Source organism: Undibacterium sp. GW821-FHT11B02, assembly GCF_058808955.1.
The window spans coordinates 164,750-190,392 of the sequence record NZ_JBXASD010000002.1 but is presented as its reverse complement, the minus strand read 5'-3'; the positions used below and the strand labels follow the sequence as shown (position 1 = coordinate 190,392).

Here is a 25,643-nt window from a genome sequence, read left to right as displayed (position 1 = left end):
GCAGGGCTCTGAATTCTTTGGTGGCAACGGATTCTGGTAATATCTTCCTCTGGAGCATTGCTTGCATCGCAACATGAAATTGGATTGTGCGATTCTTGAATTTTGATACAGGGTTGGTATGAGTAATAAAAAAGTAATCCAGGTATACGACAGGCCTGCTGGCGGCTGGGGCGCATTGAAGAGTGTTGCGCAACAGATTATTGAGCAGGGTATCCCTAAAAAGGGCGCGCTGACACTTTTGTCTGCCAATCAGCCTGATGGTTTTGATTGCCCTGGTTGTGCCTGGCCGGATGCTGACCATACATCCACCTTCGAGTTTTGCGAAAACGGGGCCAAAGCAGTGGCGGCGGAATCAACTGCACGCCGCGCTGTGCCAGAATTGATCTCTTCCCTTACTGTGCAGGAACTATCAGCCAAGTCCGACCACTGGCTCGAAGCACAGGGACGTTTGACGCATCCCATGCGTTATGACAGCGCCACTGACAGATACCAGGTCATAGACTGGGATCAGGCTTTCGAACTGATTGCAGCGCGACTGAATGCCTTGCCAAGTCCGAATGACGCTATTTTCTATACATCAGGCCGTACCAGTAATGAAGCGGCTTTTCTGTATCAGTTGTTTGTGCGAGAATTTGGCACGAACAATTTCCCCGATTGCTCGAACATGTGCCACGAGCCATCTGGTTTTGCCATGCGTGAAGCGATTGGGGTAGGCAAGGGTACTGTCTTGCTGTCTGATTTTCAACTGGCCGATGCTATCCTGATTTTTGGACAAAACCCCGGTACCAATCACCCGCGCATGCTGGGTGAATTGCGCGCAGCGTCCAAACGCGGCGCTGCCATCGTGTCATTCAATCCTTTGCGCGAACGTGGGCTGGAAAAATTCCAGAATCCACAAAATGCGCTGGATATGCTGGCTGATCAGTCGACCAATATTTCTTCCGATTATTTTCAGTTGAAGATAGGCGGCGATCTGGCAACGGTGAAAGGCATGATCAAATGTGTGCTTGAGGCGGATGCACAGGCGCAGGCAGCCGGCAAGGCACGTATTATTGATGTTGAATTCATTGCACAACATACTGCCAATTTTGAACAATTTGCTGCCGATGTGATGGCAGAGCAATGGGATGTTATCGTCCGGGAATCCGGTCTGGAACGTGTGCAGATACAACGTGCCGCCGATGTCTACATGCAAGCCGGTAAGGTCATTGCCTGCTGGGGCATGGGTATTACCCAGCACAAACATTCTGTTGCCACCATACAGATGATCGTCAATCTCTTGCTCTTGCGTGGCAATATCGGCCGACCTGGTGCCGGCCCTTGCCCCGTGCGTGGTCATAGTAATGTGCAGGGTGACCGCACCATGGGTATCGTGGAAAAGCCAAAAGCGGCGTTTCTGGATCGTCTGGGGCAGGTGTTTGATTTCACGCCTCCACGCGAACAAGGTCATGATACGGTCGGCGCCATTGAAGCGATGCTGAATGAAAGCGGCAAAGTATTTTTTGGCATGGGCGGCAATTTTGCCACTGCCACACCGGATACTGAATTGACCCATCGTGCTCTGCGCAATTGTGCGCTGACCGTACACGTCACCACCAAATTAAACCGCAGTCACCTGATCTGCGGTAAGGAAGCCTTGATACTGCCTTGTCTGGGACGCACAGAAATCGATATGCAGGAAACTGGCCCGCAGTCAGTGACGGTAGAAGATTCCATGAGCATGGTGCATCTGTCTTCCGGCATCAATCCGCCTGCCGCACCTGGCTTGCTGTCGGAACCCATGATCGTCGCCCGGCTGGCACAGGCGACATTGAAAGAACGCAGCAAAACTCCATGGGCCTGGCTGGTGGCGGACTATAGCCGCATACGTGACAAAATTGCTGCCGTGTTTGACGACTTTGCCAACTTTAATACACGGGTTAGCGTGCCCGGCGGTTTTCATTTGCGCAATACCGCGGCGGAACGGGTCTGGGTGACTGGCAGCGGCAAGGCGAATTTCAATGCCCATGCAGTGCCGGTTGATTTGCCCATCCATCAGGCACGCAAGACACAGCAGTCACCGGTGTTTAACCTGGCGACCATGCGTTCACACGACCAGTACAACACCACCATCTACGGCATGAATGACCGTTACCGGGGGGTGTTTGGTGAACGCCGCGTTTTGTTCATCAACAAAGAAGATATTCAGGAACTGGGCATGCAGGCCGGTGACTGGGTAGACTTGGAAAGCTTGTGCGATGACAAGACAAGGCGACAGGCAAAACGTTTCATGCTGGTGGAATATAATATTCCACGGGCCTGCCTGGCAGCCTATTTCCCGGAAACCAATGGACTGGTCCCCTTGTCTAGCTTTGCCGATCATGCAAGGACGCCGACCTCGAAATCCATACCCGTAATGATTACGGCCCATAGTCCGCCAGCTAGACCGGCCAATGAATGAAGAAACATCACAGGTGCAAGTTCAGCCAGAACCGCATACCGCAGATGTTATAGCGACGTTGAAGCAGAATGAGCATGCTTTTGCACTGATGGCAGAAATGGCAAGCCATGCTGGGGCCGTGTCGCTGGCACGCCTCAGCAAGCGTTTGCAGATGCGACAAAGTACGCTGTTGCGTTGCATCGCTTATCTCGGTGAGCAGCAACTGGGCCAGCACAAAGGAGCTGGCTGGGTAAGCCTGCAACAGGATGGCGAGCGCAGCATGTTGGTACTGACTGAAGAAGGACGCACGATATGCGACGCGATAAAGTAAACGACAAGCCGCTGGAACGAGCCATGCGTTTGCGCCGTGTGCAAAAACATGCCTATTCCAGTCCGCAGCAACAAGACATCAGTGATCATCTTGCAGAAGAAATGCCTGTTGCACTGGTGTTCAATGGCATTTCGCATGCTGTCATGCTGGCGACGCCGGTGGATCTGGAAGATTTTGCCATCGGCTTTAGCTTGTCTGAACAGATTATTGATGACCTCAGCGATATCTATGATATTGAATGCAGGGAAACCCCAGGCACGCTGGGCGTGGAAGTGCATCTGCATATCGCTGCCAGTTGCTTTGCACGACTAAAGGAAAGGCGTCGCAACCTGGCCGGTAATACTGGCTGTGGTCTATGCGGTATAGAAAGTCTGCAAGCCCTGCGTGCAGAAGTGCCGCAAATATCTTGTGGCGAATATACTGCTCCCAGGCTGCATAAATCCAATCTCTTGAAAGCCATGCAATCTCTTGGGCAGCAACAGCCATTCAATAACTTGACCGGTGCCATGCATGCCGCTGCCTGGATTACCTTGCAGGGCGATATTCGCCTTTTGCGAGAAGACGTAGGGCGCCACAATGCACTGGACAAGCTGATTGGTGCCATGAGTGATGACACGTATGCGAGAAATGCCGGTTTTGTGCTGATGAGCAGTCGTATCAGCTATGAGCTGGTGCAAAAATTGGCGCATGCCAATATTGCTATTCTGGCTGCCATTTCTGCGCCGACGGCGCTGGCGATTGACATTGCCGAACGCAGCGGCATCTGCCTTATCGGCTTTGTGCGTGAGCATGGATTCGTGGTTTACTCGCACCCTGAAATGCTGGTAGCCGAATGAAGCGAGCATGAAAATGGATTTTCACCAAATTTACAGAGGTTTAAAGGGCGTAAGAAAGCTATAATAGGAAGAATATTTGCTCAATTTCCTTCCTCTCCTCTGACGACTTATGCAATACGCTTCAACACGCGGGCATGCCGCAGCTCAAAATTTCTCCGAAATCCTGTTAGGTGGTCTGGCTCCAGATGGTGGCTTGTATCTGCCGACTGCTTATCCACAAATTACCGGTGCCGAACTCGATGCATGGCGTAAGCTGTCTTATGCCGGACTGGCATTCGAGGTATTGAAAAAATTTGCCACTGACATTCCAGAAGCAGATCTGAAGGCGTTGACAGATAAAACCTATACGGCCGATGTGTATAAAAATGCACGTGCGGATGAATCTGCTGCGCAAATAACCCCTTTGCGTGTATTGCAAGACAAGGGTGGTCGCAAATTGATTTTGCAGGCATTGTCAAATGGCCCCACGCTGGCATTCAAGGATATGGCCATGCAGTTGCTGGGCAATCTGTTTGAATATACATTGGCAAAAAACCATGCTGAACTGAATATATTTGGCGCAACATCCGGCGATACCGGCAGTGCTGCCGAATATGCAATGCGTGGCAAGAAGGGCATACGTGTGTTCATGCTGTCGCCTCATAAAAAAATGAGTGCCTTCCAGACTGCGCAAATGTTTAGTTTGCAAGATCCGAATATTTTCAACATCGCCGTAGAAGGTGTGTTTGATGATTGCCAGGACATGGTCAAGGCCGTATCGAATGACCTGGAATACAAAAATCGCCAAAAGATAGGCACCGTCAATTCCATCAACTGGGCACGCGTGGTTGCGCAGGTGGTGTATTACTTCCGTGGTTACCTGAGTGCAACCAGCAGTAATGATCAAAAGGTGTCGTTCACTGTACCATCCGGTAATTTTGGCAATATCTGTGCTGGCCATATCGCCCGCATGATGGGTTTGCCGATTGACAAGCTGGTCGTAGCCACCAATGAAAACGACGTGCTGGATGAGTTTTTCCGCACAGGTGTGTACCGCGTACGCAAATCGGCAGAAACCTGGCATACCACCAGCCCATCCATGGATATTTCCAAGGCATCAAATTTTGAACGCTTTGTGTTTGACCTGCTGGGTGGCGATGCCAAACGGTTAGCTGCACTGTTCAAAAAAGTGGAAACCGAAGGCGGCTTTGATCTGTCAGGCAAGCCGGGCAGCGATGGGGATGAATTCAAAAAAATTGCTGCATTTGGTTTTGAATCTGGCAAATCTGTGCATGCAGATCGTCTGCAGACCATACGCCAGGTGGAAAAAGAGTTTGGCATTACTATCGATACCCATACGGCAGATGGCATCAAGGTCGCGCTGGAACATATCGTAGAGGGCGTACCGATGATCGTGCTGGAAACCGCATTGCCAGCCAAGTTCAATGAAACCATACGTGAAGCACTGGACCGCGATGCTGAGCGCCCAGCCGGATTCGAGAATATCGAATCCCTTCCGCAGCGTTTTGAAGTCATGACTGCCGATGTGCCTGCGATGAAAGCGTTTATCGCTAAACATACCGGACTGTAATTCAATACAAATCGGGCACAAACAAAAAAAGGGGCGTAAGCCCCTTTTTCATATTTTCCGAATTTTTCCAAAAACCGGTGAATCAGGTATTGCGATATCTATTTCGTGCAGACTATTTTTTTCATGGGGAAATCGATGCCTTTCAACTGGTCGTTGATCATACCCTCGATACGGCCCAGCAAGCTTCCATCGGCATTGAGCTGGTAAATAACCCGTTGCGGAAATTCAGGCCGCGGGTTTTCAAAAACAACTTTTTGCTTTTCCAGTGTCTGCAGTTGGAAACTCGCTTCTGGTTTGCCAGATGGTATGGCCGTAAAGACCAGGCTGTCTGCATTTTCCTGTATGCGCATGAATTCCCACGCGACCATTTTGCCCTTGCGCACGGTTCTGCCCATGCCCAACATGCTTCCGCCAGCGGGCATCAGCCAATGTTCTTCTGATCCTGCTTCTACTACGCCGTTGGCTTGCCAGCATCCACTGAGCCACTGCAGGTCTTGTATGCTGGCACCAGCCTGACTCGCCTGAGTATATGACAGCCCCAGCATCAGCGTCAGGGCAGGAATCGATCCACGTATTGAGGGTTTTGCAGGCATCGCTTTCATACTGCCTCCATCAGAGAATTTACGTTTTAGCTTTTACGCAACCAGGGTTCCAGTTTTTTGCGTACCCTGTCTTCATCAAAGCCTTCTATCAAATCGTTGCCTATCACGATGGCCGGTATGCCTTGTACGCCCAGGGTTTTGTAGGCTTGATACCCTTCATTGGATTTTTCTACATCCAGATCTTTGTAGGCAATGCCATTGGCGTTGAAAAATTCACGGGCAGCGGCGCAATAACCACACCAGGTGGTGCCGTACAGGGTAATCACTGGTTGTGATGTCGCCGCCAGTTGACTGATCTCGGCCTTATGCGCCCGGGTTTTCTTCCAGCTTGAATAGCTTTGCAGGCTGACTCCAACCAGGATGAGGGCAAGTGCCACCCATTTCCAGACACTGGAAGATGAGTTGGTTGACATATTGACAGGGCGACGCGTGTTGTTGCTTGCGCCAGCGTGATAGGTGCCCAGCCCATGCAAATCTGCGGCCTTGTTGTAAGCAACCTGACAGGACGGACATTGCCATTCAGGACAACTGTCGGTTTCTTTGCGAATGTAGTTACATTTGGGACAGGTACGCATAAAGGCAAGATAATTTGAATGTGGCTTATCTTAACGCATTTGCTGTGAGGTAGGTATTGTCAGTTGCGCAAGGGTTGAGATAGCGTAATCAAGTTTCACTGAGTAAAAACTGATATTTATCTTTGCTGGAATGCAGAAGGCGGTGATTCAAAATGTTGATGCCAGACTCGCCTGAATTGTCGTGCAGAGCCAAAGCCCGATGCTTCTGCAACTCTTTCAATAGACCAGTCGGTATCACTGAGAAACTTGCCCGCCAGTGACAGGCGCAACGAGGTCAGGTAAGTTTGTACCGATATATCCGTGTGCAGCTTGAACAGCCGCGTTACATGGCGTGTGCTGGTACAGGCGACGCTGGCCAGTTCCTCCAGGGTCCATGCATGCGACGGGTCTTTGGTGATGGCATCTTGCACCTTGTGCACGGCAGGGTGCAGGTGGTTGCGGTATTTCAGCCAGGGTGACAATTGCGGATCATTGCCGGAACGGCGCATATACACCACCAGGTTGCGGGCGACTGCACTGGCAGCCAGCGGGCCAGCCAGTTTGCTGATGGTATGCAGGGCCAGGTCAATACCGGCAGTGACACCGGCACTGGTGCTGACTGGCCCATCTTCTACAAAAATGCGGTTTTCCTCAACGCGGATAGAGCTGTCTATACTTGCCAGGTCTTGATAGTGACTGTGATGTGTGGTGACTTTACGCCCGTTTAACAGGTCCGCATAGGCGGCCAGCAGAGCACCTGAACAAATACATATCAGTTTGTGGCTGGCATCCACGTGTTGACGCAACCACTGTATTGCGGCCAGCGCTTCACCTTTAGTGTGCTGCACTTTGTCACCACTGATACCAGGCAGAACCAGGATGGCATGCTCTTCCAGTACATCCGGCAAAGGTAATAGTGAGCTTAATTGCAGACCGATGGAACAGTTGATGCTGTTGCTGGGGCTGATAAATATCAGCTCAAAACGAATATCCTGCTGATAGCGATTGGCAAACAGAAACGCGTCTGCTGGTCCCGCCAGATCCAGCAAGAGCGTATCAGGCAACAATAAAAAATAAACAGGCTGACGGCGCATTATCGGTTCAGAAAAATTCAGGCAGGTTCAGGAAAATGCCAGACGCAGGCGATCAGTCAGTTTTTGACCGAATACATTAATCAGCAAACCCGCCATGACGATGACTGCACCAGCTATCTGTTTCTGGCTTAGTGCTTCATCCAGCAAGAACCAGGCAGCAGTCAGGCCGACTACCGGTACCAACAGCGTCAGTGGGGCAACCAGATGTGTGGGCAGGCTGGACAGCAATTTACCCCACAAGGTATAACCTACCAGTGTCGCTGCAACGGCCAGATAGACGATCGTAAGCCCGGATGCCAGACTCATATTACTAAGGCTGTGCAGCATGACATCGCCACCTTCAAACAGGTAAGACAGTAACAGGAAGGGCAAGATGGGGACCAGTGCACTCCAGGACACCAGACTCAGTACATTGGTGGCACCGATTTTTTTATTGATGACATTGCCACTGGCCCAGGACAGTGCCGCGCACAAGGTCAGCACAAAGCCGGCGACAGTCACATGGTTGGCAGTATTGCCAAGGCTGGCGCTGCCAAGCAGCACTAGTCCCATACTTGCCACCAGCATGCCCGCCAGGTTGCTGGCGCGCAGCCTGTCGCCAAATATCGCGGCAGACAGGCCGACAGTAAAAAAAGCCTGTGCTTGCAAGACCAATGATGCCAAACCTGCCGGCATGCCTACTGCCATAGCAGTAAACAAAAAAGCAAATTGCCCAAGACTGATAAACATGGCATACGCAAACAATAATTTAAACGACACCTTGGGACGCGGCAGAAAAAATATCGCTGGAAAGGCAACCAGCGCGAAACGCAAGGCCCCCAGCAAAAAAGGCGGTATGCCCTTGAGGCCAATTTTGATCACCACAAAATTCATGCCCCACAGCAGGATGACGGTGGCGGCAATCAGGATGTGACGCGGGCTAAGGACAGATTTGTTCATGGTATTTGGTAATAATTAGTGTTTTAACAGTTTCAGTAGTTTCAATTTACAAACCTTTTTTTGCATGTACTCGCACTGTCGAGGGGGGATTTTTCTCCAGCTTGTTGGCTGGACGTATAGGCCGGGGCGCAAAATTGCCGCCGCAATTCGGGCAGACGCCCAACAAATGATGGTCTACGCAATCAGCACAGAATGTACACTCAAATGTGCAAATACGTGCATCGGTTGAAGCTGGTGGTAAATCGCAGTCGCAACGTTCACAATTGGGTCTTAGTTCCAGCATGGTAAGTCTCCTGTGGTGTGGAATAACATCAGGATAACAGTTTGTCTTATTTTTTCCAGTCGCCAATGCGACCAAAGGCGGACAGATCAGGACATTGCAAGATGAACCAGGACAACCCGGATCAACAATGGCATACTCTTTTTATTTCGCAGATTTTGCATGACTGATACCGCCTTCACCTATGCGCAGCTTGTTGTGATTGCCACCCGCACCGAGCGCAAGCTTGGACTGCAGCAGGCAAAGCAAAAGCAGATTTCTACCTTGCAGGCATTGGAAGCTGTATTGCTGCTTGGCGCGACAAAAGCTGGCGTTGACAATATAGCTCAACTGGCAACGTTGCGCTTGCAACAGGCAACAGAGCAACAGGCACAGCAGGCAGCCAAACGCGCAGCAAAAGCCGCAGACAGAAAAAGCGGACGTATCAAGACATACACCACTGAAGGCGAACATACATGGCTAGCCTGGTTTGACGGATCTGCCGTACCCAATCCAGGTAAATGCCGTTTTGCCTGCGTATTGCAGGCACCAGATGGACAAGTTTTTGAATATGCAGAACATCTGGAATATGGTGACAGTTGTGATGCCGAATTCGGCGGCCTGATATTGACGCTGAAGCAGGCGCACAAACATGGGATAAACCAGTTGCTGGTACATGGCGACAGCCAGGTCGTGATTGATGAAGTCAATCAGCTTAAAAACAGCAGCTTGCCACGCATGATTGAATACCGGCAGCAGGTGCAGGCGTTATGCCGCCTGTTCGAGACTATTCAAATAAAATGGATACCTCGCCACAAAAATAGTCATGCCGATGTACTGACGCAGCACACCGCAAGCTAATAACACGCTAACATTTCAATATTGATAGAACTTACGCAAAACCGCCCCAGCTGCGTTGCAGCTCCTGGCTGTACTGTTTGTTCGTACTGTCTTCGTCGCTACGGTGTAGCCGGGGTTTCAGGCGGCATGCTGTCTACCGGTGGAACGAACTTCCCTTGCAAGGGAGGTTTCCTAAAAGCGATAGGTGTAGTCGGGGTTTCAGACAATATATTGTCTGCCGACGTAACGAGCCTCCCTTGCAAGGGAGGTTTCCTAAAAGCGATAGCCTTGCTGGGACAATTTTGCGTAAGTCCTAATGAAATATCTTGTGCATCAACTGAAGGATAAAGATACGGATGAAGATGAAAACCTTTTTTCACATGGCTTACCATGTACACGATCTGGATCAGGCAAGGCAATTTTATACAGGTGTACTGGGCTGCAGGGAAGGGCGCAGTACCGACACCTGGGTGGATTTTGATTTTTTCGGGCACCAGATTTCCGTGCATCTGGGCCAGCCGTTTGCCACCACCAATACTGGAAAAGTGGGTAAAGACCTGGTGCCCATGCCCCATCTTGGCCTGATCATGGCAATGCCGGACTGGCAAGCATTGGCGGACCGTTTGATAGCCAAGAACGTAGAGTTTGTATTGCCGCCCAGCCTGCGTTTTGCCGGAGAACCTGGCGAACAGGCCATCATGTTTTTTGTTGACCCATCTGGCAACCCCATAGAAATCAAGGGTTTCGGTGATCTTGAAAGTGTGTACGATAAATGAAGCCAACAAGTAGCCTGGTTATTGCTCCTATTCCCTTCATTGCTGCCGCTGATTATGCACATACCCAGGCATGGGTCGACGCATTGCAGGCAGCCATGCCAGAAGAACGCATCATCGCTTTTAATGCGATGAGTCATGAAGACAAGGCGGCCTGCCAACTCGCCATTGTCGCCAACCCCAATCCGGCTGATCTGCAACAACTGCCGCAACTGCAATGGATACATAGCGTCTGGGCCGGGGTTGAACGTCTGGTGGCAGATCTGGGCGATACCCATTTAAAGATCGTGCGACTGGTAGACCCGCAACTGGCCAATACCATGGTAGAGGCAGTACTGGCCTGGACGCTGTACCTGCACCGCGATATGCCTGCGTATGCAAAACAGCAGGCGCAGCAAATCTGGCAAGCACTTGACTATGTGCGCCCCCAGCAAAGACGCATAGGCTTGCTGGGTCTGGGGGCATTGGGTGAAGCTGCTGCCGTCAGCCTGTTGCGTGCAGGTTTTCAGGTAGCTGGCTGGAGCCGCCATCGCAAAGCTATCAGCGGCGTCAACTGCTTTGCCGGTGCCGATGAATTGCCAGCCATGCTGGCACAGACAGACATTTTGGTATGTCTGTTACCACTGACACCAGATACCAGAGGCTTGATAAATGCCGCCATGCTGGCAGCCTTACCCAAAGGCGCGTCTCTGATCAATTTTGCCCGTGGTGCCATCATCAATGACAGCGATTTACGCGCAGCATTCGACAGTGGCCATCTGGCCCACGCTGTATTGGATGTGTTTGAAGTAGAACCTTTACCCGTATCGCAATGGCAGTGGCAGCACCCCTGTGTTACATTGCTGCCGCATTGTTCTGCACCTACTGACAGGCAGACTGCATCACAGATCGTGGCAGGCAATATCCTGTGTTACCGGCAAAGCGGTGCCTTGCCAGCGACTATTGATGTGCAAAGAGGGTACTGACATTGCAGACATAAAAAAGACGGGCACATCTTGTGCCCGCCTCTGGTTTTGATTCGCAATGTTCTAAAAGCCTAACAAACCTTTCAAGACATCTGTCGGCTTGATTTTAGGTTCTTCCTTTTGCTCCGGTTTTTGCTGTTGCTGCGGTGATTGCGAAGATTGTTGTGAGCGTCTGCCACTCATATCCCCCATACCACCCAAAATCGAACCGAAAGTGGATTTCACACGCACCTTGGTTTGCCAGTCCGGCTCCCATGCAATTTTAGGGTCTGTGGGGCGGGGCGGGTAAGCAAAAAATGCATCCGAACCATAAGCAATCATACGCAGCATGCCTGCACCCTGTTCCCCAAAAATACCTTTGGGTACGTCACACTTGGTTGCAGTGGAAGGCAAAATGACTTTTTCATTAATCCACTTGTCGATGTCAGCGTTCGCCTGATAATCCACCAGACCAAAACCAAAATCTGGCAATTCGCTGGATGTCCAGACGATGACTTCTGCACTGTCGCTGCTGCCAGAATGCTGCCCACCCATGACGCTGATGAAATAACCACGCGCATTGGCGATTGATTTCCATTCCAGACCAACGCCACCATCTTTCTTGGTTTGTACCAGCTCTATCGGTGCCATCAAGTCTTGCGGCGCACCCAGGTTGACCTTGAAGCTGTCTGGTATGCCATTGCCTACAAACTGATGCTGACCAACCAGCGATGCCGTATCCGGCACCTTGTGGTCATCCACCTTGTTGGGCCAGGACGGGTTGCCCGGTTGTGAACGTGCACCCTTGGTCACCTTGCCGCGCATGACAAAAAACTTGGCATAGTCTTCTGGTGAAGACTTGGCGACATCCAGGGTTCTCGGCTGACCAGGGCGTATGGTTTCGCCGCAACCCCAGTAAATCGAAATCTTGCCCTTGGGCTTTTCATAATTAGGTTCTGAAGGCGTGTCTTCACTGGGCGTGTAAGGCACAGGCTTATCTGGTACCGGCGCGATCAACTTCAAACTCTCACCCAGATTCATCCCAGCAGGTATGGCCTGTGTGGCTTCGCCAAGCGAAGGGTTTTTGCTGGTATACACCGACACATCCACATACTTGCCGCTGGCAAAACCCATGGAGTGGGTATTGCCAAACACATTGCCCCTGTCATTGCCACCCGTTGCACCCCGTGCCATACCGCCCAATGCACCAAAGAAACCACCAGACTGCGCCCCTTGTGCGGCACCACTCATCATCCCGGGCATATCGCTGGTACTGGTCGCCACATCAATAAAAGCCAGCGCAATCGGCGGTTTCACCACCTGCGTACCTCCTTTAGCCGGCGCAGCAGCCTTGCCCTGCGCACTAGCCGCCGGTTTGGTCTGTGCCGTAGTCAACAGCGGCACAGCCAACAAACCACAAGTGATCAGCGCGCCTTGCATCAAAGGTGTCAGGCGTTTGCGTGCAACAAAAGTTTTCATGAGAGAAATTCCTTCTATTAATCAACAGCACGGAAATAAACAAGCTTGAATTGTCGGAGGATATGAATGGGGCCTCAGTTGCAGAATATAGCCAAATATTCCGAACGGGCTTTATCTTAGCGCAAAATAATGACAAAGATTAAAGAAAGTGGCGTTATTGTCATGAGCTTAGTGCAGCTATATACACGTGCGGGGTTGGCTAATGATTTTTTATGCAGACAATTAGAATTGTTGTTTTTTGCATCAAGTCACTGATTTTGGTAAGAATTGAAATGCGACAACATTATTTTTAAATGCTATTGCTAATTTAATAATTTCAATGCAAAATTAATTGTTTTAATCGATAACTAAGAATTATCAATAGTCTGAATAAATGAAACGCATAGCAGAAATTACCGGACAATCGAGCTTAATTGCAAAAATCCAAGATGCATTTTCGAGTGAACAGCAAAACGTTATTCGAATTATCGGCCCATCTGGAAGCGGCAAAACTTGGCTTACCAAAGAAGTCGCAAAGAATTGGGAAGCAAGTGCAGGTATTGTTTTCATCGCGCCTGGTGATGAAATATGCTCGACACGACCACGTCACCCACTATTGCTCGCACTTTCTTCCGCAATACAGCGAGCACAGTCAAAAATGCGCGCGCGAGTTGTGCTGGAGACTATTTCTGCTATACCAGAAATTGGGAAACCTGTTCGCGAATTACTAACAACTTATTTAGAGCAAAATGATTTCTCGGCGACAGCAAGTTCTTTTTTCTTGAACGAACTCGATAGGGAGATTTTTCTTCGAATGAAGAAAGCCTCAGGTGATCAACGAATTTTGTTGATTTGTGACGATATGCAATGGTGGGACAAGGCGTCCATCGAACTTCTTTCTTTGATGTTCAATCATCAAACACAAGCTACATTTCCATTCTTGAAGAACATTTCAATTATTTCAATTGAAACAGTGATTGCGAATCAGGAACAAGCATCACCTCTCGATTCTCTTTTTTCAGATCTCAAATGTTGCGAATTTCGGCTTAACTTGTGCAGTCAAAATAAGTTTCCATCTTTACTAAAAGAATTCGGAGTATCAAGCCAACTGGGCCCAAAAATAATAGATCAGCTTTTCTCGATTTCTGGTGGTCATTTGGAAATTGTGCGAAGAATTGCTGATGCCGAAGTAAAGAATCCAAATCGAGACCATTTAAAATATTTTGACGAAAAATCAGATTTCCTTAGTGATTTAATCGAGCGTCGATTGGGGAGTGAAATAAAAATTTCTGAACAAGCGTCTTTGTTACTCAGGGCCGCATCTATTATTGGTACGACATTTGATGACAATGAACTCGCTTGTCTTACAAAATTATCTCCAGGAGAATTCGACCAAGTTCTAAACCTGGCAGAAGAGCTGAAAATTGTTAGTCGCATGGGAAAGGCTAGAAATTTCTCTCATGACCTTATAAAAAATTATTTCTTTGAGCAGTCAAAATATCTTCATATAGACCTCCATCGACAGTTTTCTCAATGTCTTAATTTAATTCATCCAGGAGATTACGCCAGACGCGCACACCATTTGCGAATGGCCAATGATAGACGCCGAGCCGCAGAATTAATGCTCATTGAGGATTTACGGGAAATGCGTATGGGATCTCCATCTCTTCCCGCCCACCTAGACGCCAATCTAGATGCTGATTTAATTTTCTATGCAAAAGTTATGCGGCATGCGCACAACCAATTTGAAAGAGGAAATTATCAGGATGTTATAGCGTCGCTAGAAGCTATTGAAAATATTCTCGCCGAATCGTTGCTTGCGGAGCGTGATATTTTGTTAGCAAGAGCCCACATAAAAATGCTAACTAAAATGCATAGGCAAACTGCTAAAACCATCCTTGCTGAATGGCAGGATGAATTGGCGTCTGAACCAGAAATATGGGGGCGACTAATGATGTATCTTGTTGTTGCGGAGGTTTTCCTCGGCAATGAAGATGGTGCGAGGCTCGTAGAAAAAAAACTATACAAGAAACTTGCGGCACGCATTGAATACGATCCGACTGCCAGGCATACGCTTAATCATCTTCGGTTGAAATCAAATATGATTTACTCGTCTGAAGTAGCAAAGAAAAGAATTGAAGATGCTGTAGTTTTTTTTGAAGGAATAAGTGATGGATCTATGTATAGACCAATTCACCAATATATTGGCTTGGTGAATTTGTCGGGTAACAGTTTGCAAAGCGGTGAATTTCAAAAAGCTTACGATCATGCAAATCGAGCCAAGGAATTGCTGCAAAGAGAGCGTTCTATCAACTTTCCACGTTTCGATATTTTTATAAATAATTTTGCAATCAGTGGATATCTTTGTGGACAAGTAAATCAAATAAATGCTCTTGAAATGTTAACGGGAATATGTTCTGCCAAAGAAGGGAATAATGACAGTCCCTTGTTGTTTTCGAATTTTGCATTTTTCCTTGCATTGATTGAAAACCATCAGAAAATAATAGATATCCTCACTCCTATTTACGAAAGATTGATAAAGGCTGAAGATTTTGATGCTTACTACACCTACCATATCGGGAACAATCTCTGCGGTAGCTTGTTTATGTTGAAAAAGCACAAGGAAAGTAAAAAAATATGGAAAGTGATAACGCCATTCTTGGATACTTTTATAGGACCGACCAGGCTTTATTTTCAGAGTAGGCATGCTGCTCAAAGTCGTATTTTTGAAACAAAAAATGTACACTCGGACTGGAGCAACTTTATAAATAAAAACTCTCTTCCACAAGTTGGCCCAGGCTGGAAATTTTATGGAAAAGGTTTTTTACTTTCTGATCTTGAATTCTGGTCAGATGAATGATGGTCTATCGGTTTTTGATCCCCAACCCCACCAGAGTTGCGAACACATCGCGATACTCTAAACCTGCCTGCTCGAATAAGAAGCTTATTGAATTACATTTGGTAAGATGGGGAGTACTTGAGACATCTATTACGAAAACTTCTCCTTTCTTATTCATTCGAAAATCGATACGGTTTATTCCTTGAAAATTTAGTATATCAGCGGATCGCTCAGCAATTTTATGGACGTCATTGATAGATTGGATAGGTAATTGTAAGCTACTCACAAATTCATAAGAATCATCCCAGGCATCGTCATATAGTAAAACAGAGTCATCCAAATGCGTTTTACCGCCTAAACTAAGTGCTGCTACTCCAATAGCACGATTGGTATCCAGCTTAATCATCGGAACTTCCAGCTCATAGCCTGAAATTAAGGCTTGGACAGTTATGGGTTGTTGTAGTGCTGCACTTAAAAAAACGATTTTTTCTTCTATTAATCTGGAAAATGGGCCTATCGCATCTGGATCAACTCCTACGCTGCTGCCTTCATAGGTCGCTTTCGCTATCACAGGCACGCCAATAGCCGGGCGATCGCTATCCCACCACCCCTTATTGGGAATATAGTACCAAGATGCAGGGACAGGTACTCCAAACGATTTAAGCAAACGAGAGCAATGAAATTTTTGTCTATTGATTGCGCATGAATAAGCATCGGAATTCAATGTTGCAATACCAAAATGAGAACAGAATGCGGGCACTAAGGCGCGCCTGCCCGGTCCTTTACCATTTAGCGCTGATGTATAAACTAATTTAGTTGGGACGCTCAATCGATCATATTCCTCTGAAAGAACCCACGAGAAAAAATCTGACTCGTCAGCAAAATGCTGAACATAAAATCCAAGCTCACGTAATGCAGAAATAATTTCGTCTATTTCCACATCACTCAAAAAACTGGTTCGCATACTGTGATGCGAGTAGTCCGCCAATTTTCTAGTCTGGCTTTTCACGTTGATTACAGCAAGAACCGCTATTTCTTGTGCAATACACCTGGATAGAGCAATAAGGTTTTTAATTTCAGTAAAAAGTGAGGAATTCATCTGATAATTCTTAGTTATCGATGGATTTCCAGCCGTTTTCGTATGTTTGCTCTTGATATTTCGGTTCTTAGAGCGTGGTCGGCGACGTGGGTGTATATTTCTGTTGTCGTTATGCTTCCATGTCCAAGTACTTTTTGTACATATCGGATGTCTACGCCTGCTTCTAAAAGTTGTGTGGCTGCGGTGTGTCTTAACATGTGTGGCGTTACTCTTCGATCCAACTGCGCGTCTTTGGCGAAGGTGCGGACGATGCGGCGAATGTATTGTTCGTTGGCCGGCCGTCCCAATCCATTCAGAAATAGACTTTTAGCTATTTCAAAGCCAAAGCGGAAATAGGCGTAGTCCCGGTAAATATTCAACCTGGCCGTTGTTACCGTATCGGGAAATGAAACCAGTCTTTCCCGGTTACCTTTTCCTAGAATACGAATCTGTTGCAAGGCCTGATCAATATCCAGAAGCTTGATTTTGACCAGTTCACTGACACGGACACCGGTAAGTGTCAGTACTTCAATCGCCAGGCGTGCAGTAAATTTGTCCCATTCAAGGCGGGTGAGGGATGAACTATTCTTTTTATTTGTTTTGCCGACGATATTTTCTGGTTTGATGACCAGAAGTTTTTTAATTTCGTCTGTCTGCAGATTTCTTGGAAGTCTTTTGGGCAATCTGATTTGCAGATGAAGTCGTTCCAGGGGATTGAACGCGATCAGTTTTCGGCGGAAAAGCCAGCGCACATAAGATTTCAAGCACGCTATCCGGCGTTTTACTGTGGTGGCTTTCAGGTCTGGATCAGACAGCCAAAGTTGTGCCGCATCTTCTATCCATGTTTCGGAAAAGTCTTTTAGCACTGAGTTTTCACCTGTAACTTTGACAAAACAATTCAAGTCATTTCGGTAGGCGCGAACGGTGAGGCTGCTGAGTTTTTTTTCTATTTCGCAATGCTGTAAAAAAAATTCACAAGAATTTAGCAAATCCATTTATTCCTCAAAGAAAATAATGTTAACGGAAGTCAATATTACGATGATTATGTAGATTGACTTGTGCTTAACGAGGATGGGAAGTGCAAAAAATCTTTGAGGAGTTTACTGAATGAAAATTTGTAGAAAGGCGTAGATTTTTGTTGTAAATAAAGGCAGTCTGTGCGTGGTGAGTGTTTCAGCCACAATCAGATTTGGCAATGCTGCCATGATAGTTGTTTCCATATTGGGAAATTTTCTTGGCTTGCTTGTTGTCAGTCATGTGCTTTCTGTACATTCTTTGTGGACACGCATATTTATTTACTAGCGAGCACAACCATCATGCACAAGCTTATTGATTACCAACCGCATCCTCCAGCAAGGTAGTGCTCTTGGTGACCTTGCTTTTCTTGGAGCTGAGTATGACTTTGCGGTCGCGGTTTTGGTCGTATTGATAGGTTTCGCTGATTTGCTGGCCGGTCAGCAGGTTGGTGCTGACGGTGGAACCTTTGCCTTCCATGCCATCGGTATCTTCTTCATCGATACCTATCATTTGCAGACGCTGGCTGGCTGCATCCAGGCGGAAGCGCCAGGTATAAATCGAATATTCACGCGAACCACTGTACTGACTGACGATCAGCACGCCGTTCTTGATAGTGACGTTGACGCCATCCTTGACGCCACCGCAACCCTGGCATTGCAAGAGTTTGTCATTGCTGCCCAATAAACTGTAAGTCTTGCCTGTACCCGCCAGTACCACGATCAGGCCACGTTGTCTGTCATTGATGGTTCCAGTGGCATCGGCTGCACCCTTGTTCTCCAAGATCACGGCAGCGATGTCGGGCAGGCTGTCACCGTTGAGGTCACCGCTGACCTGGCTTTCCACTGTCCAGCCACGTGGCACAAAATCACGCAGTGCCGGTGCTGTTGCAGGAAGTTTTTTGCCAAAGGGTGGGGTTTGTTGTGCCTGGCTGCTGTTGTACAGCAACATGGTCAGCAGAAGAGTGACAAGTTGACCGAGTGTAGTTGCCTTCATAGTCTTTTGATCTTTCTGATGCGGTTCTTATACATCTGATTGTGGTGCATTACTGAAGCGCTGAAATGCACGGTTTAGATATGATACTTGATGTTGTGGTCATCGCAGAATAAAGGGCAGGCGAGTTTGTAGAGCTGATGTTTGCCTTTCTCTTGTTATGAGGTTCATCAGCCCAAATTGCCTGCGCGCATTTTATTTACAGACACCGTTGCTACCAAGAATGATTTTTGGTAACGAACACGATCTCGTTTCTGGTCGGCAATGTAAAGCTGTTTCAAGTTGAAACAAACCTAAAATAAATCACAACCCAGAATTAGACTGAACTTTGCCGCTCAGGATTCAACATATTTCAATTTTTCCTGCATCTTTTTGCACGATTAATCATTCCCTTTTTGTCAGTCACTGCAAATCACCATTTGCGTTTTATACCCAATAAAGAAAATGAATATGAATCAGCAATCAAAGAGGTATTCAAATGAAAAGCTCATTTCGAAAGTTATGTTTGCCAGGAATCATACTGGCAATTTTTTTGTTTACTAGTTGCGGCGGTGGTGGTTACGGTGATGGGGGGACCCCGATGCCATACGGCAGCAATGTAAGTATGTCCGGTACATTGGGTGTTTCGTTGACAGATGCACCTTCGTGCGGATTTGATGCAGTCTACATTACCGTTGCAAAAGTAAGGGTGAATCAAAGCTCCATTGCCAGCGAAACTGATGCCAATTGGACAGATATCACCCTCAATCCAGCGCGAAAAATCAATCTGCTAAATCTGACAAATGGGGCGCTTGAAGACTTGGGCCAAACACCATTGGCCGCAGGGCACTATTCACAGATTCGCCTGGTATTGGATGCCAACGCAGGTAACGCGCTTGCCAATTCAGTCATCCCTACAGGTAGCAGCACAGAGGTTTCACTAGATACCCCCAGCGCAGTACAAAGCGGCATTAAACTTATCAATGAATTTGATGTCATGCAGGGGCAGCGTGTTGATGTTGTGCTGGATTTTGATGCTTGCAAGTCCATTGTCACCAAAGGCAATGGCAAGTTTGCTTTGAAGCCTGTGGTCAAAGTCGTTCCCACTGTTCTGAACGGTATAGATGGATTCATCAATACTACATTGCTGCGCAATAATGTCGTTGTCACTGCACAACAAAATGGTAATGTGATTGGCGCGACTGTTCCTAATGCTCTCACGGGTGAATTCTTTGTGGCACGTCTTGCACCAGGGACTTACGATGTCGTTATTACAGCAGACAATCGCTCTGCAACTATCATTGCAGGCGTACCAGTTGCCAGTACGACCAGTACAGTCGTCGTCAGCAGCAGTTCAGTACCAATTAATTTACTGCCCAATGCCGGGCAACAGGCAAGCATCAGCGGCACTGTAAATTTGTTACCAACCAGTGCTACCGAAGTTGCCTATGTAGCTGCCAAACAAAGCTTCGTGCCAGGTCCAACCGTGACTATCAAATACCAAGGAGCAGACGTTTCGAACGGGGCATATACGCTTACTAATTTACCGACTTCTGCACCTCAGTTAGGTACATACAGCACAAGTTTGCCTATCCTCTTCACAGCACCAATTGTTTCCGTGCCTGATATTGGGAAATATAGAGTCGAAGCTAGCGCAAATGGGTATGCAAGCAAAGCTATCTCTCTGGTTGATGTGACCACCATGAGTCAGTCCGGTATTAATTTTGTACTGACGCCGTGACCTTGTGTCGACGCAAGCGAATTCTCGTCCTTGCGTCGACCATTTTTATTTGGGGAATGCAGATCGTGCCGCTTTGCCCTTATGTAAGACATCAATCCACAAACACTGTATCAGTCTTGCCCTGAGGCGGGATCTTGATGGCAATTGCCTTGACCGGGCCATTGCTGACGATGCTGCCAGCATGGGCCGTGCCTTTCGGGATGATGATCAGGCTGCCGGGTTTGAAGTCTTTGCGTTCGTTGCCTAGCCACATGCTGCCGCTGCCTTCTATGATGTACTGGATTTCATCTGTCTGCGGATGGATGTGTTTGGCGATATTGCCTGACTGTATGCCCACAGTGGCGTGGTCGGTGATGACCAGGGGGCGGGCATTCAGCTCGGCATTGGCGGTCTTGGGCAAATCATCATGTTTGATCGCCAGCAAATCAATCACAGCGGCAGACAGAGCCGGCACATCGGCGCGGGCATCGCTGACAGCATGTTGTATCAGAGGCGAGACCAGTAGACCGGCACAAAAGGTCATTGCAAAGGCAGAAGTTTTATTGATGCGCATGTTGTCTCCAGGTTGGCAGTTTTTTTGGGGGCGAGGGAAGGGTAAAGTGTGCAGCACAAAACGATGGTCGGCAAGGCATTTCAATTATCACCATTCATACTTGATGCAGCATGAAATTATGACAGTGAGGTATTGCGCCATGTCAGATGAGCATGCTTTAATCCGGTTGATAGAAATTAGCTCATTGATCCCATGTCATCTACCCTTATCAATAACCGTCGCCGTGCGCTGCTGGCGTTGCCAGCCTTGTTCTTGCTGACGCAATCGCCACTGCGCGCGGCCAACGCTTACCAGAAAATGCAAAGTGATGGCTGGACCCTGATGCTTGATCAGGGCTTGCAAACGGCGGACGCAGCATCCAGGGCCACCTTCAATGCTGTTTTGACTGATCAGTTAAACAAACTCAAGAAGCTGCCTGCTCATGCCCAGAGCAGTTTGCATGGCGTCAGCATTTATGTTTCCAGCGGTACTTACCGTGCCTTTGGCGCACAACATCATCCATCTACACAATGGCTGCAGGAACATGGTTACCCGGTTGAATTTGCCGGCAATATAGAAATCTGTAACTGGAAAGAATTCACGACTATGGTGCGTAATCAGCCTTATGCGCTGCTGCATGAAATGTCACATGCTTATCATTTTCAGCATCCGGAGCTGGATGCCCCCATCATGCGTGCCTATGAAAACGCAAAAGCTGCCGGGTTATATCGTCAGGTAACGCGTGATCACAAACCTGAGTTGCAAGAAGCTTATGCCATCAGCAATCATCACGAATATTTTGCTGAACTCAGCGAAGCCTATTTTGGTGAAAATGATTTTTATCCATATCAAAATGCGGAACTAAAACAATATGATCCTCATGGATATGCGATGCTGGAAAGTGTGTGGAAAGTCCAGGTTTAGCATGGAGACGACACCCATGGACACACGGAAAAATAGACCTTGAACAGGAAGAAGTTTGATGAATGCATTAGAAGTATTGAACCGTAATCTGTTTTTGCAATTGAATGCTGGTACACAGACTGGTGCTGGCATGATCAGTACTGCAACGGTGATCGCTGATGTCCTGATTTACCTGATTCCTCTGGCCCTGTTTTTTGCATGGCTATGGCAGCCAGAGCGTCGCCAACTGGCGGTCAGGGCTAGTCTGGTCTGCTTCGTTGCACTGGGTATCGGCCAATTGCTGGCCCTGTTCTGGCCACATCCGCGTCCTTTCATGATAGGTTTGGGGCATACTTGGATACCTCATGCAGCCGATGCCTCTTTCCCCAGCGACCATGGCATTGTTTTTGCCAGTATGGCTTGTAGCCTGTTGCTGACAGGTGAACTGGCCTGGGGTGTGCTGACGGCAATCATGGGTATTGCGGTGGCATGGTCAAGAATATTTCTGGGCGTGCATTTCCCTCTGGATATGCTGGGTGCCCTCATGGTGTCGCTGTTTGCCTATGCCTTACTGTTACCCTTGTGGGTCAGATGGGGTAGCCTGCTTATGCAGGCAGTGGAAAAACTCTACCGCAAGCTCCTGGCATGGCCCATAGCCAAAGGATGGATCAGGGCATAACGCCTATTTTGCGTCAGCGATTGAAATAGATGACGGCAGTAACAGCGACAGCTATCCAGAGCAGGACGCCAATCAGGCTGGTGAGGCCTGCGCTCAGGACTATGCCTTTTTCATCACGCCATAAACTGGAATTACCTGCTGGCGCTTCACCCTTGAATCCCTCGCCGCGCATGGTACCTAGAGTCAGTATGGGAATAAGAAGCCGGCCCGTACCGTAGGCGATGATTTGAAAAAAAATTTCAAAGACGAAATCCAGCATGAGATGCGCACGAGATAAAGTGAAAATCAGAGGGCAATCAAAACCATTTGTTTGAAGCAGCAAAGATGACCGTGCTGCAATTCAGTGTAACAAGAAATGCAAGCTCGTTGCGTATTTTCTTGCAGGGCAGATCAAGCAGCTTCACCTTGGCCATAATATTGCTGGCCTGGTCGTCTTCGCGTATCGTTAAGTTTTATCTATGGCAAATGTGACCTGTACCATTGCCTGCATGATTGACTGCGGAGCATACTTTTATTGCCGTTTCGAAAAGAAATTGCACCTGTTCAATCAGAGATAAATAGCTGTATTTTTACAAATGCATCTTATTTCTGTAGCAATTATTTTAAAAAAAGCCTATCTTTAATTGCGTATACATTGTGCAATTAAATGGATAGAGGCTTAGCCTCTGAAACCACGCGATATCAGAGGGCGAAATGAAATCATCCTGTGTACTCCGCAAATCGCATTCAGTTTCCCCTTTCAGGGGTAAGGCTTTGAGTGTGTTACTTGTTACTGTAATGGCTACACCATGTTACGCCACTCTAGGCCCGTCAGATAATTTCCTTGATCTTTCCTTTGATGAACTGGCAAATATCAGTATTACTTCAGTGTCCAAAAAAGCTGAAAATATTGCGAAGGCACCAGCTTCCATCTTTGTCATCACGAATGAAGAAATTCGTCGTTCAGGCGTAGCAAGTCTGCCCGAAGCATTGCGTCTGGCCCCCAACCTGCAAGTGGCGCGGGTAGATGCCAGAAATTATGCCGTTACCGCACGTGGTTTCAACAGCCCATTTGAAAATAAGCTACTGGTCCTGATAGACGGGCGTACTGTATATTCTCCCTTGTTTTCAGGTGTGTTTTGGGACGCACAAGACGTAGTGCTGGAAGATGTCGAACGCATCGAAGTCATCAGTGGTGCTGGCGCTACGCTGTGGGGGGCAAACGCCGTCAATGGGGTGATTAACATCATTACCCGTTCCGCCAAAGATACGTCGGGCAGCCTGGTTAGCGCGGGCATGGGCGAGCATGAACGCAACATGGCAGTCAGGTACGGTGGACGTTTTGCGAATGACGCCAGTTACCGGGTCTATGCCAAACATGCAGACAATGACGATAGCCGCAACGCAAAAGGGAATTTGTTGTTCGAAGGCTGGCGTCGCGATCAATTCGGATTCCGTTCGGATTGGGAACAGGCAGGGCTGAGTCAGGGGTTTATTGGAAACGCGTATCATGCCAGTCTGCGTCAGCTTAATACCAATAATATTGAGCTTGCGGGCGCTAATTTTCTGAGTCGTACAAGCTGGAAAACCGCAGACGATACGAATAGTACTCTGCAAATGTATTGGGACCATACTGAACGCAATCAACCAAACGCTTATAACGACCATCTTGATACGCTGGACCTGGAATTTCAACGTACCCAGACCGTGGCCGACATCCACAACCTGGTGTCGGGATTAGGTTATCGTTACGCAATAGATAAAGTAAAAAACAGTAATAATTTCGGATTTTTACCTGGAAACCTGAACATGCATTGGGCGAATATTTTTATCCAGGATGAAATTCGTCTGCGGGAAAATTTACGCCTGACCTTGGGGCTGAAGTTTGAACAAAACAGCTATACAGGCCTGGAAAATCTACCCAATATACGTCTTGCGTGGGAACCGGCAGACAAACACTTGTTGTGGGCGTCGATATCGCGTTCTGTGCGGACACCGTCACGCATAGACCGTGATCTGTTCGCGCCGACCAATCCCGTCTTGATTGGCGGAAAGCTCAGGTATTTTTATGCTGGCGGCCCGGATTTTGAATCTGAAGTAGCCAAGACCACTGAGTTAGGATACCGCGGTCAGTTAAATAAAAGTATTACCTATTCTGCGACCATTTTCTATACTGAATATGACAAATTGCGTACACTGGAGCCGGGCAGTGGCGGCCTGGATGCTGTTTTTCGCAACCTGGCTACAGGTAAGACCAAGGGTATCGAAATGTGGGCTACCTGGCAGGCCAATCCTGTATGGCGTCTGACTACAGGTGGAGTCTGGCAAAATATCAATACGCAATTGCAGGCGGGAAGCAAGGACATTTCCGCCAGCAATGGCTTGACCATTGTTAATGATGCTGACAGCTACTGGATGATACGGAGCAGTTTTGATTTGGCAAAAGATAAAGAATTTGACATCCATCTGCGCTATGTAGGAAGCTTGCCAAAACCCGCAGTGCCAGCGTACACCTCTTTGAATATGCGGTTTGGCTGGAAAATCAGACCGGATACGGAACTGTCGTTGATAGGACAAAATTTATTGCAGAAATCACATCCTGAATTTGGTGCCAGTCCTAATCGCGCTGAATTCGAACGTAGCTTGATGGTCAGGGTGATATGGAAGCTTTAAAATCGGAAAATTCTTTACCCATTCCAGAAACGCATGGGAAACTATTTTCCAGCCTTGTGCTTTTATTGATGCTGCTATTGCTGCATGTTTCACATGTGCAAGGCAGCGACCTGAATGAAAATCTGGAGCAGCGTGTCAAGGCAGCTTATCTGTTTAAATTCTGCAATTATGTGGAATGGCCCGAAAAATCTTTCCCCGCCCCAGAGAGCGTTTTAAATATTGCAGTGCTCGGTTCGGATGGGGTCGCGAATGAGTTGGTGCAGATGGCTCAGGAACGCACTATCAATGGCCGTAGTTTTCTTGTGAAGAAACTAAAGGGTGATGAGGGCGTTAATGGACTCAATGGTGTACACGTGCTTTTTGTCGCACGTTCTAATAATAAAATAACGGATATTTTGGCTGCTGCCAAAGGCAAGGCGATCTTGATCGTGACTGAATCGGAAGGTGCTTTGTCAATTGGCAGCATGATCAATTTTGTCATCGTGGACGGCAAAGTCAGATTTGAAGTTGCTCCCAAAACGGCAACACAGGATTTTGTCCTTATCAGTTCACGCCTGATCTCTGTCGCATATAAAGTCTCTTCCGGGCAGTAGTATTGTGACAGGGACAATTTT

General features: G+C 47.9%; 24 protein-coding genes. 13 read left to right on the top strand and 11 right to left on the bottom strand.

What is annotated here, in order from left to right:
* Positions 1 to 118 precede the first annotated feature (118 nt).
* The 4 genes from AC1RVX_RS04105 to thrC all read left to right on the top strand — a co-directional run bounded on the left by AC1RVX_RS04105 (position 119) and on the right by thrC (position 5,156).
* On the top strand, positions 119 to 2,440 hold the full coding sequence (locus tag AC1RVX_RS04105) for an FdhF/YdeP family oxidoreductase (RefSeq protein WP_493215307.1): 2,322 nt from the start codon (positions 119 to 121) through the stop codon (positions 2,438 to 2,440).
* Complete coding sequence (locus AC1RVX_RS04100) at positions 2,433 to 2,750, top strand: hypothetical protein (RefSeq protein WP_493215306.1); 318 nt, start codon at positions 2,433 to 2,435, stop codon at positions 2,748 to 2,750. The genes AC1RVX_RS04105 and AC1RVX_RS04100 overlap by 8 nt, the downstream gene beginning before the upstream one ends.
* Positions 2,732 to 3,586, top strand: a complete 855-nt coding sequence (fdhD, locus tag AC1RVX_RS04095) for a formate dehydrogenase accessory sulfurtransferase FdhD (protein ID WP_493215305.1) — start codon at positions 2,732 to 2,734, stop codon at positions 3,584 to 3,586. Before AC1RVX_RS04100 ends, fdhD begins: the two co-directional genes overlap by 19 nt.
* 109 nt (positions 3,587 to 3,695) lie before the next feature.
* Positions 3,696 to 5,156 (top strand): threonine synthase, encoded by a 1,461-nt coding sequence (gene thrC / locus AC1RVX_RS04090; RefSeq protein WP_493215304.1) that lies wholly within the window; start codon positions 3,696 to 3,698, stop codon positions 5,154 to 5,156.
* A 98-nt stretch (positions 5,157 to 5,254) separates the two neighbouring features.
* On the opposite strand, the gene AC1RVX_RS04085 is transcribed toward thrC, so the two are convergent.
* The 5 genes from AC1RVX_RS04085 to AC1RVX_RS04065 form a co-directional block, all read right to left on the bottom strand.
* Positions 5,255 to 5,758: a DUF6265 family protein gene (locus tag AC1RVX_RS04085; protein ID WP_493215303.1), complete on the bottom strand. Its 504-nt coding sequence runs from the start codon at positions 5,756 to 5,758 to the stop codon at positions 5,255 to 5,257.
* A 26-nt stretch (positions 5,759 to 5,784) separates the two neighbouring features.
* On the bottom strand, positions 5,785 to 6,333 hold the full coding sequence (locus tag AC1RVX_RS04080; protein WP_493215302.1) for a glutaredoxin family protein: 549 nt from the start codon (positions 6,331 to 6,333) through the stop codon (positions 5,785 to 5,787).
* Between the two features lie 116 nt (positions 6,334 to 6,449).
* Positions 6,450 to 7,406, bottom strand: a complete 957-nt coding sequence (locus AC1RVX_RS04075) for a GlxA family transcriptional regulator (RefSeq protein WP_493215301.1) — start codon at positions 7,404 to 7,406, stop codon at positions 6,450 to 6,452.
* Positions 7,407 to 7,433: 27 nt separating this feature from the next.
* Entirely contained in the window at positions 7,434 to 8,345 is a 912-nt protein-coding gene (locus AC1RVX_RS04070) for an EamA family transporter (protein ID WP_493215300.1), read from the bottom strand.
* A gap of 46 nt (positions 8,346 to 8,391) precedes the next feature.
* Entirely contained in the window at positions 8,392 to 8,628 is a 237-nt protein-coding gene (locus AC1RVX_RS04065) for a DUF1272 domain-containing protein (protein ID WP_493215299.1), read from the bottom strand.
* Positions 8,629 to 8,787: 159 nt separating this feature from the next.
* Here AC1RVX_RS04065 and AC1RVX_RS04060 point away from each other — a divergent pair, with 159 nt between their 5' ends.
* The 3 genes from AC1RVX_RS04060 to AC1RVX_RS04050 all read left to right on the top strand — a co-directional run bounded on the left by AC1RVX_RS04060 (position 8,788) and on the right by AC1RVX_RS04050 (position 11,182).
* Positions 8,788 to 9,465, top strand: coding sequence for a ribonuclease HI family protein (locus AC1RVX_RS04060; protein WP_493215298.1), 678 nt, complete (start codon positions 8,788 to 8,790; stop codon positions 9,463 to 9,465).
* Positions 9,466 to 9,806: 341 nt separating this feature from the next.
* Entirely contained in the window at positions 9,807 to 10,220 is a 414-nt protein-coding gene (locus AC1RVX_RS04055) for a VOC family protein (RefSeq protein ID WP_493215297.1), read from the top strand.
* The gene (locus AC1RVX_RS04050; protein WP_493215296.1) at positions 10,217 to 11,182 is read left to right on the top strand and encodes a 2-hydroxyacid dehydrogenase; all 966 of its coding nucleotides are present in this window, start codon (positions 10,217 to 10,219) and stop codon (positions 11,180 to 11,182) included. Before AC1RVX_RS04055 ends, AC1RVX_RS04050 begins: the two co-directional genes overlap by 4 nt.
* Positions 11,183 to 11,245: 63 nt before the next feature.
* Here AC1RVX_RS04050 and AC1RVX_RS04045 read toward each other — a convergent pair whose 3' ends face one another.
* Complete coding sequence (locus AC1RVX_RS04045) at positions 11,246 to 12,640, bottom strand: hypothetical protein (protein ID WP_493215295.1); 1,395 nt, start codon at positions 12,638 to 12,640, stop codon at positions 11,246 to 11,248.
* A 373-nt stretch (positions 12,641 to 13,013) separates the two neighbouring features.
* On the opposite strand from AC1RVX_RS04045, the gene AC1RVX_RS04040 reads away from it, so the two are divergent.
* A complete protein-coding gene (locus AC1RVX_RS04040) occupies positions 13,014 to 15,479 on the top strand; it encodes an AAA family ATPase (RefSeq protein WP_493215294.1) in 2,466 nt (821 codons plus the stop codon).
* A 4-nt stretch (positions 15,480 to 15,483) separates the two neighbouring features.
* Here the strand turns inward: AC1RVX_RS04040 and AC1RVX_RS04035 are convergent, their stop codons facing one another.
* The 3 genes from AC1RVX_RS04035 to AC1RVX_RS04025 form a co-directional block, all read right to left on the bottom strand.
* Positions 15,484 to 16,557 carry a D-alanine--D-alanine ligase family protein gene (locus AC1RVX_RS04035; protein WP_493215293.1) on the bottom strand — a complete coding sequence of 358 codons (1,074 nt, stop codon included), beginning with the start codon at positions 16,555 to 16,557 and terminating at the stop codon, positions 15,484 to 15,486.
* A 14-nt stretch (positions 16,558 to 16,571) separates the two neighbouring features.
* Positions 16,572 to 17,531: a tyrosine-type recombinase/integrase gene (locus tag AC1RVX_RS04030; protein WP_493215292.1), complete on the bottom strand. Its 960-nt coding sequence runs from the start codon at positions 17,529 to 17,531 to the stop codon at positions 16,572 to 16,574.
* A gap of 331 nt (positions 17,532 to 17,862) precedes the next feature.
* The gene (locus AC1RVX_RS04025; protein ID WP_493215291.1) at positions 17,863 to 18,546 is read right to left on the bottom strand and encodes a hypothetical protein; all 684 of its coding nucleotides are present in this window, start codon (positions 18,544 to 18,546) and stop codon (positions 17,863 to 17,865) included.
* A 601-nt stretch (positions 18,547 to 19,147) separates the two neighbouring features.
* Here AC1RVX_RS04025 and AC1RVX_RS04020 point away from each other — a divergent pair.
* Complete coding sequence (locus AC1RVX_RS04020; protein WP_493215290.1) at positions 19,148 to 20,263, top strand: DUF4382 domain-containing protein; 1,116 nt, start codon at positions 19,148 to 19,150, stop codon at positions 20,261 to 20,263.
* A gap of 91 nt (positions 20,264 to 20,354) precedes the next feature.
* Here the strand turns inward: AC1RVX_RS04020 and AC1RVX_RS04015 are convergent, their stop codons facing one another.
* Positions 20,355 to 20,816: a cupin domain-containing protein gene (locus AC1RVX_RS04015; protein WP_493215289.1), complete on the bottom strand. Its 462-nt coding sequence runs from the start codon at positions 20,814 to 20,816 to the stop codon at positions 20,355 to 20,357.
* 192 nt (positions 20,817 to 21,008) lie between these two features.
* Between AC1RVX_RS04015 and AC1RVX_RS04010 the strand changes: the two genes are divergently transcribed.
* Positions 21,009 to 21,719 carry a M90 metallopeptidase family protein gene (locus tag AC1RVX_RS04010; protein ID WP_493215288.1) on the top strand — a complete coding sequence of 237 codons (711 nt, stop codon included), beginning with the start codon at positions 21,009 to 21,011 and terminating at the stop codon, positions 21,717 to 21,719.
* Between the two features lie 58 nt (positions 21,720 to 21,777).
* On the top strand, positions 21,778 to 22,377 hold the full coding sequence (locus tag AC1RVX_RS04005) for a phosphatase PAP2 family protein (protein WP_493215287.1): 600 nt from the start codon (positions 21,778 to 21,780) through the stop codon (positions 22,375 to 22,377).
* 13 nt (positions 22,378 to 22,390) lie between these two features.
* On the opposite strand, the gene AC1RVX_RS04000 is transcribed toward AC1RVX_RS04005, so the two are convergent.
* On the bottom strand, positions 22,391 to 22,636 hold the full coding sequence (locus AC1RVX_RS04000; RefSeq protein ID WP_493215286.1) for a hypothetical protein: 246 nt from the start codon (positions 22,634 to 22,636) through the stop codon (positions 22,391 to 22,393).
* Between the two features lie 518 nt (positions 22,637 to 23,154).
* On the opposite strand from AC1RVX_RS04000, the gene AC1RVX_RS03995 reads away from it, so the two are divergent.
* Together AC1RVX_RS03995 and AC1RVX_RS03990 are read left to right on the top strand one after the other, a co-directional pair.
* The gene (locus AC1RVX_RS03995; RefSeq protein ID WP_493215285.1) at positions 23,155 to 25,029 is read left to right on the top strand and encodes a TOL_0244 family TonB-dependent receptor; all 1,875 of its coding nucleotides are present in this window, start codon (positions 23,155 to 23,157) and stop codon (positions 25,027 to 25,029) included.
* A complete protein-coding gene (locus AC1RVX_RS03990) occupies positions 25,017 to 25,622 on the top strand; it encodes a TOL_0243 family YfiR-like periplasmic protein (RefSeq protein WP_493215284.1) in 606 nt (201 codons plus the stop codon). The genes AC1RVX_RS03995 and AC1RVX_RS03990 overlap by 13 nt, the downstream gene beginning before the upstream one ends.
* Positions 25,623 to 25,643 lie beyond the last annotated feature (21 nt).

Coding starts and splice junctions, on each gene's coding strand:
- AC1RVX_RS04080 (WP_493215302.1), bottom strand. CDS start 6,333: ATGCGTACCTGTCCCAAATGTAACTACATTCGCAAAGAAACCGACAGT.
- AC1RVX_RS04055 (WP_493215297.1), top strand. CDS start 9,807: ATGAAAACCTTTTTTCACATGGCTTACCATGTACACGATCTGGATCAG.
- AC1RVX_RS04020 (WP_493215290.1), top strand. CDS start 19,148: ATGTCCGGTACATTGGGTGTTTCGTTGACAGATGCACCTTCGTGCGGA.
- AC1RVX_RS04075 (WP_493215301.1), bottom strand. CDS start 7,406: ATGCGCCGTCAGCCTGTTTATTTTTTATTGTTGCCTGATACGCTCTTG.
- AC1RVX_RS04050 (WP_493215296.1), top strand. CDS start 10,217: ATGAAGCCAACAAGTAGCCTGGTTATTGCTCCTATTCCCTTCATTGCT.
- AC1RVX_RS04105 (WP_493215307.1), top strand. CDS start 119: ATGAGTAATAAAAAAGTAATCCAGGTATACGACAGGCCTGCTGGCGGC.
- AC1RVX_RS04025 (WP_493215291.1), bottom strand. CDS start 18,546: ATGAAGGCAACTACACTCGGTCAACTTGTCACTCTTCTGCTGACCATG.
- AC1RVX_RS04000 (WP_493215286.1), bottom strand. CDS start 22,636: ATGCTGGATTTCGTCTTTGAAATTTTTTTTCAAATCATCGCCTACGGT.
- AC1RVX_RS04065 (WP_493215299.1), bottom strand. CDS start 8,628: ATGCTGGAACTAAGACCCAATTGTGAACGTTGCGACTGCGATTTACCA.
- AC1RVX_RS04015 (WP_493215289.1), bottom strand. CDS start 20,816: ATGCGCATCAATAAAACTTCTGCCTTTGCAATGACCTTTTGTGCCGGT.
- AC1RVX_RS03995 (WP_493215285.1), top strand. CDS start 23,155: ATGGCTACACCATGTTACGCCACTCTAGGCCCGTCAGATAATTTCCTT.
- AC1RVX_RS04060 (WP_493215298.1), top strand. CDS start 8,788: ATGACTGATACCGCCTTCACCTATGCGCAGCTTGTTGTGATTGCCACC.
- fdhD (WP_493215305.1), top strand. CDS start 2,732: ATGCGACGCGATAAAGTAAACGACAAGCCGCTGGAACGAGCCATGCGT.
- AC1RVX_RS04070 (WP_493215300.1), bottom strand. CDS start 8,345: ATGAACAAATCTGTCCTTAGCCCGCGTCACATCCTGATTGCCGCCACC.
- AC1RVX_RS04085 (WP_493215303.1), bottom strand. CDS start 5,758: ATGAAAGCGATGCCTGCAAAACCCTCAATACGTGGATCGATTCCTGCC.
- AC1RVX_RS04005 (WP_493215287.1), top strand. CDS start 21,778: ATGAATGCATTAGAAGTATTGAACCGTAATCTGTTTTTGCAATTGAAT.
- AC1RVX_RS04100 (WP_493215306.1), top strand. CDS start 2,433: ATGAATGAAGAAACATCACAGGTGCAAGTTCAGCCAGAACCGCATACC.
- AC1RVX_RS04040 (WP_493215294.1), top strand. CDS start 13,014: ATGAAACGCATAGCAGAAATTACCGGACAATCGAGCTTAATTGCAAAA.
- AC1RVX_RS04035 (WP_493215293.1), bottom strand. CDS start 16,557: ATGAATTCCTCACTTTTTACTGAAATTAAAAACCTTATTGCTCTATCC.
- thrC (WP_493215304.1), top strand. CDS start 3,696: ATGCAATACGCTTCAACACGCGGGCATGCCGCAGCTCAAAATTTCTCC.
- AC1RVX_RS04030 (WP_493215292.1), bottom strand. CDS start 17,531: ATGGATTTGCTAAATTCTTGTGAATTTTTTTTACAGCATTGCGAAATA.
- AC1RVX_RS04010 (WP_493215288.1), top strand. CDS start 21,009: ATGTCATCTACCCTTATCAATAACCGTCGCCGTGCGCTGCTGGCGTTG.
- AC1RVX_RS03990 (WP_493215284.1), top strand. CDS start 25,017: ATGGAAGCTTTAAAATCGGAAAATTCTTTACCCATTCCAGAAACGCAT.
- AC1RVX_RS04045 (WP_493215295.1), bottom strand. CDS start 12,640: ATGAAAACTTTTGTTGCACGCAAACGCCTGACACCTTTGATGCAAGGC.